The 13,663-nt window shown below is 70.8% G+C and carries 9 protein-coding genes; 7 read left to right on the top strand and 2 right to left on the bottom strand.

The window, feature by feature from the left end; all coding sequences use genetic code 11:
* Positions 1-32 precede the first annotated feature (32 nt).
* The 7 genes from infB to QXK92_RS08975 all read left to right on the top strand — a co-directional run bounded on the left by infB (position 33) and on the right by QXK92_RS08975 (position 8,911).
* On the top strand, positions 33-2,900 hold the full coding sequence (infB, locus tag QXK92_RS09005; protein WP_306241309.1) for a translation initiation factor IF-2: 2,868 nt from the start codon (positions 33-35) through the stop codon (positions 2,898-2,900).
* 18 nt (positions 2,901-2,918) lie between these two features.
* A complete protein-coding gene (rbfA, locus tag QXK92_RS09000; protein ID WP_306241308.1) occupies positions 2,919-3,452 on the top strand; it encodes a 30S ribosome-binding factor RbfA in 534 nt (177 codons plus the stop codon).
* Positions 3,415-4,437 (top strand): bifunctional oligoribonuclease/PAP phosphatase NrnA, encoded by a 1,023-nt coding sequence (locus QXK92_RS08995; RefSeq protein WP_306241307.1) that lies wholly within the window; start codon positions 3,415-3,417, stop codon positions 4,435-4,437. The genes rbfA and QXK92_RS08995 overlap by 38 nt, the downstream gene beginning before the upstream one ends.
* Before the next feature lie 5 nt (positions 4,438-4,442).
* Complete coding sequence (locus QXK92_RS08990; RefSeq protein ID WP_306241306.1) at positions 4,443-5,783, top strand: MATE family efflux transporter; 1,341 nt, start codon at positions 4,443-4,445, stop codon at positions 5,781-5,783.
* 94 nt (positions 5,784-5,877) lie between these two features.
* Positions 5,878-6,777, top strand: a complete 900-nt coding sequence (locus QXK92_RS08985) for a carbohydrate ABC transporter permease (RefSeq protein WP_306241305.1) — start codon at positions 5,878-5,880, stop codon at positions 6,775-6,777.
* The gene (locus QXK92_RS08980) at positions 6,774-7,607 is read left to right on the top strand and encodes a carbohydrate ABC transporter permease (protein WP_306241304.1); all 834 of its coding nucleotides are present in this window, start codon (positions 6,774-6,776) and stop codon (positions 7,605-7,607) included. Before QXK92_RS08985 ends, QXK92_RS08980 begins: the two co-directional genes overlap by 4 nt.
* Positions 7,604-8,911 carry an ABC transporter substrate-binding protein gene (locus QXK92_RS08975; protein ID WP_306241303.1) on the top strand — a complete coding sequence of 436 codons (1,308 nt, stop codon included), beginning with the start codon at positions 7,604-7,606 and terminating at the stop codon, positions 8,909-8,911. The genes QXK92_RS08980 and QXK92_RS08975 overlap by 4 nt, the downstream gene beginning before the upstream one ends.
* Before the next feature lie 10 nt (positions 8,912-8,921).
* Here the strand turns inward: QXK92_RS08975 and QXK92_RS08970 are convergent, their stop codons facing one another.
* A complete protein-coding gene (locus QXK92_RS08970; RefSeq protein WP_306241302.1) occupies positions 8,922-13,007 on the bottom strand; it encodes a PE family protein in 4,086 nt (1,361 codons plus the stop codon).
* 261 nt (positions 13,008-13,268) lie between these two features.
* Positions 13,269-13,658, bottom strand: a complete 390-nt coding sequence (locus QXK92_RS08965) for a hypothetical protein (protein WP_306241301.1) — start codon at positions 13,656-13,658, stop codon at positions 13,269-13,271.
* Between the last annotated feature and the right edge of the window lie 5 nt (positions 13,659-13,663).

Below are 13,663 nucleotides of genomic sequence, written 5' to 3'. Positions count from 1 at the left end.
AACCGCTTGTCGCCTCATAGACAGGAGATGTAGTGGCAGGTAAGGCCCGCGTACACGAGTTGGCAAAGGAACTCGGTGTCACCAGCAAGCAAGTCCTCGCTCGACTGACCGAGCAGGGCGAATTCGTCAAATCGGCATCATCCACGGTGGAAGCACCCGTGGCCCGGCGGCTCCGCGAGTCGTTCGGAGGTGGCAAGCCCGCGGCCGGTGCAGCCAAGAGCGCACCGTCAGCTCCGCCGGCTGCCGCCCCGCCGGCGGCCCGGCCCGCCGAGAAGGTGGCGCCCGCGGCAACCGATGCGGCACTCGACCGCGCACTGGACAAGGCCGTCGGAAACGGCGCGCCCACCAGCGCTCCCGCCAAGCCGGCGGCGCCCAACCGGCCGGCCGCCCCGGCCGCCCCGGCCGCCCCGGCGGCTCCGGCGCCACCCGCTGCGCCGGCCACCCCGCCGGCTCCCGCGGCTCGGGCCAAGCCCGCGCCCCCGGCCCCGCCGACCCCCGGCCCGGCGGCGCCCGCACCGGGACAGCCCGCGGCCCCACAGGCCCCACAACCAGGGATGACGCCGGGTCCGCGTCCGGGTCCCATGCCCAAGCCCGGCGTGCGTACCCCCCGCGTCGGCAACAACCCGTTCTCCTCGGCACAGCCGGTCGACCGGCCGATCCCGCGTCCGCACCCGCAGGCTCCGCGTCCCGGCGCACCCCGCCCGGGCGCGCCGCGGCCGGGCGGAGCCTCGCCCGGCAGCATGCCGCCGCGTCCCGGTGGCGCCTCCGGCGGGCCCCGTCCGCCGCGGACCGGCGCACCCCGGCCCGGTGGCGCCCGCCCCGGTGGTAGTGGCGGTCCCGGCGGCGGCGGCGGCGGTAACTACCGCGGCGGCGGCGGTGTCGGCGCGGCGCCCGGCGGTGGCGGCGGCTTCCGCGGTCGTCCCGGCGGCGGTGGCCCCGGCGGTGGCGGTGGTGGCGGCGGCCGTCCCGGTCAGCGCGGCGGTGCAGCCGGTGCGTTCGGCCGTCCCGGCGGCGCACCCCGGCGTGGCCGCAAGTCCAAGCGGGCCAAACGCGCTGAATACGAGAACATGCAGGCCCCGGTCGTCGGCGGTGTGCGGTTGCCGCACGGCAACGGCGAGACCATCCGGCTGGCCCGCGGCGCATCGCTGAGCGACTTCGCCGACAAGATCAACGCCAACCCGGCCGCGCTGGTGCAGGCGCTGTTCAACCTGGGCGAGATGGTCACGGCCACCCAGTCGGTCGGCGACGAGACGCTCGAGCTGCTGGGCAGCGAGATGAACTACAACGTTCAGGTCGTCAGCCCCGAGGACGAGGACCGCGAGCTGCTGGAGTCCTTTGACCTGACCTACGGCGAGGACGAGGGCGGCGAGGAGGACCTGCAGACGCGTCCGCCGGTGGTCACCGTGATGGGTCACGTCGACCACGGCAAGACGCGCCTGCTGGACACCATCCGTAACGCCAGCGTCCGTGAGGGCGAGGCGGGCGGCATCACCCAGCACATCGGTGCCTACCAGGTCGGCGTCAATTTCGAGGGCACTGAGCGGCTGATCACCTTCATCGACACCCCCGGTCACGAGGCGTTCACCGCCATGCGTGCCCGCGGTGCCAAGGCCACCGACATCGCCATCCTGGTGGTCGCGGCCGACGACGGCGTCATGCCGCAGACGGTGGAGGCCATCAACCACGCGCAGGCCGCCGACGTGCCGATCGTGGTGGCGGTCAACAAGATCGACAAGGAGGGCGCCGACCCGGCCAAGATCCGTGGTCAGCTCACCGAGTACGGCCTGGTGGCAGAGGACTTCGGTGGCGACACCATGTTCGTCGACATCTCCGCCAAACAGGGCACCAACATCGAGGCGCTGGAAGAAGCGGTGCTGCTGACCGCGGACGCCGCCCTGGACCTGCGGGCCAACCCCGACATGGAGGCCCAGGGTGTGGCCATCGAGGCGCACCTGGACCGCGGTCGCGGTCCGGTGGCCACCGTGCTGATCCAGCGCGGCACGCTGCGGGTCGGCGACTCGATCGTCGCCGGCGACGCCTACGGCCGCGTGCGCCGCATGGTCGACGAGCACGGTGAGGACGTCCACGAGGCGCTGCCGTCGCGCCCGGTGCAGGTCATCGGCTTCACGTCGGTGCCCGGTGCCGGTGACAACCTGCTGGTCGTCGACGAGGACCGCATCGCCCGCCAGATCGCCGACCGGCGCAGTGCCCGCAAGCGCAACGCGCTGGCCGCCCGCAGCCGCAAGCGGATCAGCCTGGAGGACCTGGACTCGGCGCTGAAGGAAACCAGCCAGCTGAACCTCATCCTCAAGGGCGACAACGCCGGTACCGTCGAGGCGCTGGAAGAGGCCCTGATGGGCATCGAGGTGGACGACGAGGTGGCGCTGCGCGTCATCGACCGCGGTGTCGGTGGCATCACCGAAACCAACGTCAACCTGGCCTCGGCCTCAGATGCGATCATCATCGGCTTCAACGTGCGCGCCGAGGGCAAGGCGACGGAGCTGGCCAACCGCGAAGGCGTGGAGATCCGCTACTACTCGGTGATCTACCAGGCGATCGACGAGATCGAGAAGGCCCTGCGCGGCATGCTCAAGCCGATCTACGAGGAGAACCAGCTGGGTCGTGCGGAAATCCGCGCGATCTTCCGGTCCTCCAAGGTCGGTGTCATCGCCGGCTGCATGATCACCTCCGGGGTGGTGCGCCGCAACGCCAAGGCCCGGTTGTTGCGGGACAACATCGTGGTGACCGAGAACCTGTCGATCAACTCGCTGCGCCGGGAGAAGGACGACGTCACCGAGGTCCGGGAGGGCTTCGAGTGCGGTCTGACGCTGGGCTACTCGGACATCAAGGAAGGCGACATCATCGAGTCCTTCGAGCTCGTTCAGAAGGAACGGTCATGACGACGGTGCTGAGCGCCCATGGCTGACCCCGCACGGGCACGCCGGCTGGCCAAACGGATCAGCACCATCGTCGCCTCGGCGATCGAATACGAGATCAAGGATCCGGGGCTGGCCGGTGTGACCATCGTCGACACCAAGGTCACCAACGACCTGCACGACGCGACGGTCTACTACACGGTGATGGGCCGGACGCTGGACGACGAGCCCGACTATCCGGGTGCCGCGGCGGCGCTGGACCGCGCCAAGGGAGTGCTGCGCACCAAGGTCGGAGCGGGCACCGGTGTGCGCTTCACGCCGACCCTGACCTTCACCCGCGACACGACGTCGGACACGGTGAACCGGATGGAGGAGCTGCTGGCGCGTGCCCGCGCCGCGGATGCCGATCTGGCGCGGGTTCGGGTGGGTGCCAAACCGGCGGGGGAGGCCGACCCGTACCGTGATAGTGGATCGGCGGCCGAACCGCTGGTCGCCGGGGGACTTGGCAGTGCTCGAGGCATCGAAGCTGAGGACACCGATGACGATTATCAATCGCAAGATCGATCCGAAGATTGAGCTGACCGGCATACCGCGCCTCAACGGGGCGCGCGTCGATGCAGCCGGCGCCGTGCAGCTGTTGTCTGCCGCTGAGTCGGTGGCGGTGATCTGTCACGTCCATCCCGATGCCGACACCATCGGCGCCGGGCTGGCATTGGGCATGGTGCTGGACAGGTGCGACAAACGAGTCCAGGTCAGCTTCGCAGCGCCGGCGAACCTGCCGGAGTCGCTGCGTTCGCTTCCCGGATGCGACCTGCTGGTGGGTCCCGACGACGTGCGTCGCGACGTCGACCTGGTGGTGACCGTCGACGTCCCCAGCATGCACCGGCTCGGCTCGCTGCAGGATCTGGCCGCGGATGACCAGCACATGCTGGTGATCGACCACCACGCGTCCAACGGACTGTTCGGCACCGCGAACTACGTGGACACGTCCGCGGATTCGACCACGATGATGGTCGCCGAGATCCTCGACGTCTGGGATAAACCGATCGACCGGGCGGTGGCGCACTGCATCTACGCGGGGTTGACCACCGACACCGGGTCGTTCCGGTGGGCCAGCGCGAGGGCGCTCCGGCTGGCCGCCCGCCTGGTGGACATCGGGGTGGACAACGCCGCCGTCAGCCGCTCGCTGATGGACAGCCACCCGTACGCCTGGCTACCGATGCTGTCCCGGGTGCTGGGCACGGCCCGCCTGCTGCCCGACGCCGCAGGCGGTCTGGGACTGGTCTACGCGGTGGTCGACCACCACGAGTGGCTCCACTCCCGCTCTGAGGAAGTGGAGAGCGTGGTCGACATCGTGCGCACCACGCAGCAGGCCGAGGTGGCAGCGGTGTTCAAGGAAGTCGAACCACAGCGTTGGTCGGTGTCGATGCGGGCCAAATCGATCGACCTGGCCACGGTCGCGATGGGCTTCGGCGGCGGCGGGCACCGGTTGGCGGCCGGCTATTCCACCGCCGGCACCATCGACGACGTGGTGGCGGCGCTGCGCACGGCGCTCGACTAGCGGCCTTGCACGACGGCGGGCCCGGCCCTGGCCGACCGGTTGCCGGGGGGCGGCAGATCGCCGCGCTGGCCCTGCCGGCTCTGGGTGTGCTGGCTGCGGAGCCGCTCTACCTGCTCTTCGACACCGCGGTGGTCGGGCGGCTAGGCGCGGTGGCGTTGGCCGGCCTGGCTGTCGGCAGCCTGGTGCTCGGCCTGGTCAGCACCCAGTTGACCTTCCTGTCCTACGGCACGACGGCGCGCGCGGCGCGCTATTTCGGCGCCGAAGACCGCGCCGCCGCCGTGCACGAGGGTGTCCAGGCGACGTGGCTCGGCGTGGGTCTGGGCGCGGCGATCGTCGTCGTCGTGCAGGTCACGGCGGTGCCGGTGGTGTCTGCGATCGGCTCGAGTGACCAGATCGCGTCCGCGGCGCTGCCGTGGTTGCGGATCGCTATTCTGGGTGCCCCGGCGATTCTCGTCTCGCTCGCCGGAAACGGCTGGATGCGCGGCGTGCAGGACACCGTGCGGCCGTTGCGTTATGTGGTTGCGGGCTTTGGGCTTTCGGCGGTGCTGTGCCCGGTGCTGGTGTACGGCTTTCTCGGCCTGCCGCGGCTGGGTCTGGCGGGGTCGGCGGTGGCCAATCTGATCGGTCAGTGGCTGGCGGCGCTGCTGTTCGGCGGCGCCCTGCTCGCCGAGCGGGTGCCGCTGCGGCTCGACGGTGCCGCGCTGCGTGCCCAGCTGGTGATGGGGCGGGATTTGATCCTGCGCAGCATGGCTTTTCAGATCTGCTTCGTCTCGGCCGCTGCGGTAGCGGCCCGGTTCGGTGCCGCCGCGCTGGCCGCCCACCAGATCGTGTTGCAGCTGTGGACGTTTCTCGCCCTCGTTCTCGATTCGCTGGCCATTGCGGCGCAGTCACTGGTGGGTGCCGCGCTGGGGGCCGGTGACGCCGCGCATGCCAGGTGGGTCGCGTGGCGGGTGACGTGGTTCTCGCTGCTGGCGGCGGTGCTGCTGGCCGTCGCGTTCGGGGCCGGCTTTCCGGTGTTGCCCCACCTCTTCACCGACGACCACTCCGTGCTCACCGCGGTGGCGGTCCCGTGGTGGTTCATGGTGGCCCAATTGCCTATCGCCGGAATCGTTTTCGCGTTGGACGGCGTATTGCTGGGGGCCGGTGACGCCGCGTTCATGCGCACCGCCACCGTCGCGAGCGCCTTGCTCGGGTTCCTGCCGTTGATCTGGCTGTCGCTGGCCTACGGCTGGGGGCTGACCGGGATCTGGTCGGGGCTGAGCACATTCATGGTGTTGCGGTTGGTCTTCGGCGCCTGGCGGGCGCTGTCGGGGCGCTGGGCCGTCACCGGGACGGGCCCGCTCTGATGCGCGCCGAGATTGCGGTGGCGGTTGCGATTGGTCACCTCTCCACAGCCCTGATAGCAATCTCGGCGCCGATACCCGGGGCTAGACTGCGCCGGTGAGGACGACGCAGCGGGCCCGGCGCCGCCCGTGGAGTGACTACGCGCTGTTCCTCGTCCTCGTCGGACCGAACGTGGCGCTGCTGGCGCTGTTCATCTACCGCCCCTTGGCCGACAACATCCGGCTGTCCTTCTTCGACTGGAACATCTCCGACCCGCAAGCCGAATTCATCGGCCTGTCGAACTACGCGGAATGGTTCACCCGTTCCGACACCGCGCGCATCGTGCTCAACACGACGGTGTTCACCGTGGCCGCGGTGGCCGGCTCGATGGTGCTGGGGCTGGCGCTGGCCATGCTGCTCGATCAGCCGCTGCGCGGCCGGAATGTGGTGCGCTCCACGGTGTTCGCGCCGTTCGTGATCTCCGGTGCTGCCGTGGGGCTGGCCGCCCAGTTCGTCTTCGACCCGCACTTCGGTCTGATCCAGGACCTGCTGCGCCGCGTCGGGCTCGGGGTTCCCGATTTCTACCAGGACGCGCACTGGGCCATGTTCATGATCATCGTCACCTACATCTGGAAGAACCTCGGCTACACCTTCGTCATCTACCTGGCAGCGCTACAAGGGGTGCGACGAGACCTGTTGGAAGCGGCGCAGATCGACGGTGCCGGCCGGTGGACCACATTCCGGATGGTGACGTTGCCACAGCTGCGTCCCACCACGTTCTTCCTGTCGATCACCGTGCTGATCAGCTCGCTGCAGGTTTTCGACGTCATCAACGTCATGACCCGCGGCGGCCCGGAGGGCACCGGCACCACCACCATGGTCTACCAGGTGTATCTCGAGACTTTCCGAAACTTCCGCGCCGGTTACGGCGCCGCCGTCGCCACGATCATGTTCCTGGTACTGCTGGCCATCACCTACTACCAGGTGCGCGTCATGGACAGGGAGCAGCGCCAGTGAGTTCCGATCGCTTTCGCCCCGCACGTCTGCTCGGCTACGCGGCGATGCTGGTGGTGGTCGCGCTGATCGCCGGACCGCTGACGTTCGTGTTCTTCACGTCGCTGAAAGAGCAGCCCGACGTCTACTCGCAGCCGACAACCTGGTGGCCGCCGCACTGGCATCCGCAGAATTACCGGACTGCCACGCAACAGATTCCGTTCTGGACCTATGTGCGCAACTCGGTCATCATCACCTCGTCGCTGGCGGCGGTGAAGTTCGTCCTCGGCGTGCTCAGCGCCTTCGGCCTGGTGTTCGTGCGGTTTCCCGGGCGTAACGCGGTGTTCCTGTTGATCATCGCCGCTCTGATGGTGCCCAACCAGATCACCGTGATCTCCAACTATGCGCTGATCTCTCAATTGGGCCTGCGCAACACCTTTCCCGGCATCATCCTGCCGCTGGCCGGTGTCGCGTTCGGAACCTTCTTGATGCGCAACCATTTTCTGTCGCTTCCTGCCGAGGTCATCGAAGCGGCACGGATGGACGGCGCGCGCTGGTGGCAACTGCTGCTGCAGGTGGTGTTACCGATGTCCGGGCCCACGATGGTGGCGTTCGGCATCATCACGGTGGTCAACGAGTGGAACGAATACCTGTGGCCGTTCCTGATGTCCGACGACGAGTCGGTGGCACCGCTGCCGGTGGGCCTGACCTTCCTGCAGCAGGCCGAAGGCGTCACCAACTGGGGCCCGGTGATGGCGGTGACGCTGCTGGCGATGTTGCCGATCCTGTTGATTTTCATTGTCTTGCAGCGGCAGATGATCAAGGGCCTGACCTCCGGTGCGGTGAAGGGGTGACGGTGCTGAGCCGCAGAGCGCTGCTGACATTGGCGGCGGCCGGTGTGACGGCCGGCTGCGCGGGCATGGGCGACCGTAGCCCGGTCAAGTCCGGAAACGGCCCGATCACGTTCTGGTCCAACCATCCCGGTCTGTCGACCGGGGTGGAGCGCGAGCTGATCAACCGGTTCCAGCAGGAATTCCCGGACTTGCAGGTCAAGTTGATCGATGCCGGGAAGGACTACGACGAGGTCGCGCAGAAGTTCAACGCTGCGCTCATCGGCGCCGACGTGCCCGATGTCGTTGTGCTGGATGACATCTGGTGGTTCCACTTCGCGCTGAGTGGCGTCCTGGCCCCGCTGGACGACCTGTTCCGCCAGGTGGGCGTGGACACCACGGACTATGTCGACTCATTGCTGGCCGACTACGAGTTCGGCGGGCACCACTACGCGGTGCCGTATGCGCGGTCGACGCCGCTGTTCTACTACAACAAGGCCGCCTGGGAACGGGCCGGGCTGCCGGACCGCGGGCCGATCTCCTGGCCGGAGTTCGACGAGTGGGGACCGCGCCTGCAGAGCGTTGTCGGCGCGGGCAACCTGGCGCACGGCTGGTCGAATTCCGAAGCGATCTCCTGGACCTTCGAAGGGCCGAATTGGGCGTTCGGCGGTGCGTATTCCGACCAGTGGACGTTGAGGTTCACCGACCCGGCGACCATCGCGGCAGGGACCTTTCTGCGCGAATCGATCCACGACAAGCGGTACGCGGCGATTGCCAACAATATCGCCAACGAGTTCGCCACCGGCATCCTCGCCTCCACGGTGGCCTCGACGGGCGCGCTGGTCGGGATCACCGCCGCGGCCCGGTTCGACTTCGGCGTGTCGCCGTTGCCGACCGGCCCCGGCGGAGCAGCCGCATGCCCGACCGGCGGTGCCGGTCTGGCGATCCCGACCAAGCTGTCCGACGATCGAAAGCTCAACGCGCTCAAGTTCATCGCGTACGTCACGAATCCGCGTAACACCGCGTACTTCAGTCAGCACACGGGTTATCTCGCGGTGCGGAAATCGGCAGCAGACGACCCCAGCCAGCAGCGGTATCTGAACGACAATCCGCGAGCCCGGGTGGCCTTCGAGCAGCTGCCACACACCCGTCCGCAGGACTACGCCCGCGTCTTCCTTCCCGGCGGCGACCGTGTCATATCCGCCGGTCTGGAGTCCATCGGCCTGAAGGGGGCTGACGTCGGCGCAACGTTCGGCAGCATCCAGAAACAGCTGCAGGCGATCTACAACCGACAGATCAAGCGCAAGCTCTCCGGGTTCCGCCACTGAGGGCCGGCGGTCAGCTTCCGCCCCCCTTGCCCCCGGCACCGCCGCCGCCACCGGTGCCACCCGCGATGCCGCCGGATCCGCTGCCGGGTCCCCCGGTGTTGCCGAAGGAGCCGGCCAGGATCTGCAAGCCATATCGTCCAGCGCCACCCGTGCCACCCGTCCCCCCGGTGCCGCCGAAGCCGCCCGGCCGAGAGAGGTTGCCGCCGTTGCTGATTCCGGTGCCGCCGGTGCCGCCGGTGCCGCCGGTGCCGCCCGACGCACCCGGGGCGTTGGTGCTGTCACCGCCGTAGCCGCCGTTGCCCGCATTGCCGCCGTTGCCCGCCAGGTAGGAGTTGGTGGCGTTGCCGCCGTTTCCGCCGTTGCCGCCGATTCCGCCGACGCCGCCCGCGCCGAGATTGCCCTTGCCGCCCCGGCCACCGGTGCCGCCCGCGCCGCCGTCCGCGTTATTGCCGACGCCGCCGTTGCCGCCGTGACCGCCCGCGCCACCGGTGCCGCCGGTGGCGCCTTCACCGCCGGCGCCGCCTGTCCCGCCGTTGCCGGCGGTGGGGTTTGCCACACCGGTGGTGTCGCCGTTTCCGCCGTTTCCGCCCGCGCCGCCGCTGCCGCCCTTGCCCTGCATTCCGGTGCCGCCGGTGGTTCCGGTGGTGGAGCCGGCTCCGCCTGCGCCGCCGTTGCCACCCTTGCCCGCGGTGCCGCCGGCACCGCCGTTGCCGCCGTTGCCGGCCTGCGGGGTGATGCCGCTGGCCGAGGCGCCGTTGCCGCCGTTGCCGCCAGTCCCGCCGTTACCTCCGCCGCCGCCTTGGCCGCCGTTGCCGCCGGCGCCCTGAATGCCGTTCGTGCCGCCGTTCAGATTTACCGCTTTGCCCGCGGCTCCGCCGGTTCCGCCCTGACCACCTTGACCGCCCTGGCCGCCGGTTCCGCCAGTGCCCCCGTCACTTCCATGGGGCATGCCCGTGGTGCCTGATGTCCCGTTTCCGCCGGCGCCGCCGCTGCCGCCATTGCCGCCCGAACCGGCGGCACCTCCGTTGCCGCCGCTGCCGTGGAACACCCCGCTGTTGCCGCCGGCGCCGCCGGAACCCCCGGCCGAGCCGTTGCCGCCGTTGCCGCCGGTGCCCCCGGCCGTGGTGTTGTTGGTTCCGTTAGTGCCGGTGGCTCCGTTTCCGCCGCGTCCGCCGTTGCCACCGTTGCCGTCCAGCCCGCCGTTGCCGCCCTTGCCGCCGTCGCCACCCGCCAGGTTCGGGTTGAAGGAGTCCGCGCCATTGCCGCCGTTGCCGCCGTTCCCGCCGCTGGTGGGGGTGTAGCCGTCGGCGCCCCGGGCGCCGGGGGCGGACCCGGTGCCGCCGGCCCCCCCGGTTCCGCCGACTCCTCGGTTGCCGCCATTGCCGCCAGTGCCGCCACTACCGTTGCCGCCGTTGGCGAAGCTGCCGTCGCCGCCCTTGCCGCCGTTGCCGCCGACGGCGCCGTCACCGGCGTTGCCGCCGTTGCCACCGACGCCCTGCTTGCCGGCCTGCCCGGCGGTTGCCGTGCCGCCGGCCCCGCCGTTGCCGCCGGCGCCGCCGTTGCCGCCACGGCCGCCGTTCATACCGTCGCCGCCGGTGCCGCCGGGGAATTTGCCCGGCTGGCCGTTCAAGCCGACCGCGCCATCACCCCCCTCGCCGCCGTTTCCACCGGCTCCGCCGGTACCGCCGTTGCCGGCCATCGAGCCACCCTTGCCGCCAGTGCCGCCGTTTCCGCCGGAGCTCCCGCTGGTGCCGTCGCCGCCCGCGGCCACCGCGTTGGTGCCGGATGCACCGTTGCCACCGGCCCCGCCGGTGCCTCCGTTGCCGTGAGAGCCGCCGTTGCCGCCGTTGCCGCCGTTTCCGCCGGCCACGTTCGGGTTTACCGAGGTGGCCCCGTTACCGCCATTGCCGCCGTTGCCGCCGCTGACGGGGGTGTAGCCGTCGGCTCCGCGGGCGCCGGTGGTGCCGTCGGGACCGAGTCCACCGGCGCCGCCGGTGCCGCCGACTCCGCGATTGCCGCCGTTGCCGCCGTTGCCGCCGTTGCCGTTGCCGCCGTTGGCGAAGCTGCCGTCGCCGCCGTTGCCGCCGTTCCCTCCGACGGCGCCGTTGCCTGCATTGCCGCCATTGCCGCCGGCACCCTGCTTGCCGGCCTGTCCCGCGGTGGCGGTACCCCCGGCCCCGCCATTGCCGCCCGCTCCGCCGTTGCCGCCCCGGCCGCCGTTGGTGCCGTCACCACCGGTGCCGCCGCCGGCCTTGCCGACCTGGCCGTCGAAGCCCCGGCCGCCGTCGCCGCCGTCGCCGCCGTGCCCGCCGGCCCCGCCGTTGCCACCGTTGCCGGCCAGGGCACCGCCCTTGCCGCCGGTGCCGCCGTTCCCGCCAGCACTGCCGCTGGCGGCGTCGGCGCCGGCGATCGCGTCGGAACCGAACGTGCCGTTGCCTCCGGCACCCCCGTTGCCACCGTTGCCGTACAGGCCGCCGTTGCCGCCGTTGCCACCGTCATTCCCCTTGACGCCGGGTGAAACCGAGACCGAGCCGGCGCCGCCGTTTCCGCCGTTTCCGCCGCTGTGCGGGCTGTTGCCGATTGCGCCACTTGCCGCCTGGCCGAAGCGGCCGCCGGCGCCACCTGCCCCACCGGCGCCGCCGGTGCCGGGATTGCCGCCGTTACCGCCATTGCCGCCGTTCATGTTCCAGGTGCCGTCGCCACCGTTGCCGCCGTCGCCGGCGGCTCCGCCGGTACCGCCGTTGCCGCCCGCACCACCGAGGGCTTGGCCGCCCGAGGGGGTGAAGATCTTGTTCAACCAGCCGCCCTCGTTGCCGGTGCCGCCCACGCCGCCGACGCCGCCGTTCCCGCCATTGCCGCCGGCCTGGCCGGTCTGGCCCGCGCCGCCGTGGCTGCCGTTGCCGCCGGCGCCGCCCGCACCGCCCTGCCCGCCGGTGCCGCCGACTCCACCGGATCCGAGCAGCTGCGAACCCCGTCCGCCGATACCCCCGGCGCCACCGTCGCCGCCAGAGGTGCCTGACCCGCCGGCGCCGCCGCTGACCCCCGCGACGCCGGCGCCGCCGGTGCCGCCGGCCCCGCCGTCGCCGTAGAGGAACCCGCCCGTACCCCCGTTTCCGCCGGTACCACCGTGCGGTGTCAAGGATGTGCCCACGCCCCCGACACCGCCCGCGCCGCCGCTGCCCAGGAGCACAGCATTGCCGCCGGCTCCACCGCTGCCGCCGTCGATTCCGGCGCCACCGGCCCCGCCGTTGCCCCAGAGCCAGCCGCCGGTGCCGCCCGTGCCGCCATATCCACCGGCGCCGCCGGCTCCGCCTGCGCCCAGCAGCCGGGCCGCCCCGCCGGCTCCGCCGAAGTACCCGGCCTCGGCCGAACCTCCGGCCCCGCCGTTGCCCCAGAGCCAGCCGCCGGTGCCGCCGGTGCCGCCGTATCCACCGGCGCCGCCCGCACCCCCGGAGCCGAGCAGGGTGGCGGTGCCGCCGGCGCCGCCGACGACACCTGAACCGCCCACGCCGCCGCTGCCCCACAGCCAACCGCCCGCGCCGCCGGTTCCACCGGCACCACCCACCCCGCCGGCACCGCCCGCTCCACCGTTACCGATCAATCCGGCCGCCCCGCCGGAGCCACCGCTCTGGCCGGCGGCACCCGAACCGCCGGCACCGCCGTTGCCCCACAAGATTCCGCCCGCGCCGCCGGCCTGACCGCTACCCGCCGCACCATTGGCGCCGTCGCCGATCAGCGGACGGCCCAGCAGCAGTTGGGTGGGGGCGTTGACCGCACCCAGCACACCCTGCTCGATGGCCTGCAACGGCGACGCGTTGACCGCTTCGGCGGTGGCGTAGGACCCGGCGGCGGTGCCGATCGACTGCACGAACTGCGCGTGGAAGTTCGCCGCCTGCTCGCTGATCGCCAGGTAGTGCTGCGCGTGATTGCCGAACAGCGCGGCAATGGCGGCCGAGATCTCGTCCTGGGCCGCCGGCAACACTGACGAAGTGGGCAGTGCCGCAACCAGATTGGCCTCGCTGATGGCCGATCCGATGCGGGCCAGGTCCGAGGCGGCCGCAGTGATCGACTCCGGCGATGTGATGACGAATGACATGGCAATGCCTTTCTCGAGCCGCGATGCATCGCGCGCAGAGGGGAGCAGAGGGGAAGGTGGGCGCGCCGCCCGCTCGGCGCTACCAGAAAAAATACGGTGCCAAATCCGATACGTCAACAGATAAAATACATTTGTGCATCATACGGTTCAGCCGGGCGAGCGGGTCGGGCGGTCGGCCCTGGCCGTGGGCGCGCCGGGCCGCATTTCACCGAACCGGTCAGCCACTGCCGGCGACGCTCGCCGGGTACGTCACGGTCGAGTTCAGCGTGGCGCTGTGTCAGGTACGGCGTTCAACCAGATGAATAGTGCGGCAACGAAAGTGACACCGACGATGGTCAGGCCCAGGGCGGGCCAGAGGCACATCACCGACCGTCGAATTCCGGCTGTCACCGAACCGATCACCGCCACCAGCAAACCGGCAATGATCCCACCGGCGACCACGGCGATACCGAAGCCGGTCTGGGAGTAGAAGTGCTCGACGCCGGCGCTGTCGCAGTTGTCGCTGCACCCGGGCAGCATCAACCACATCGCCGGCCCCAACGCGCCGATGAAGGAGAGCACACTGGCCGCGAACTGCGCGACGAACAGGACGACCGTGAGGACGACGTCGGTGCTCGAACGCCGTGCGCGTTGCGGAGCCGGTTGTGGCATCACAA

This window comes from Mycobacterium sp. TY815, from assembly GCF_030755135.1.
GTDB lineage: Bacteria > Actinomycetota > Actinomycetes > Mycobacteriales > Mycobacteriaceae > Mycobacterium.
This window is presented reverse-complemented; position numbering and strand designations above follow the sequence as displayed.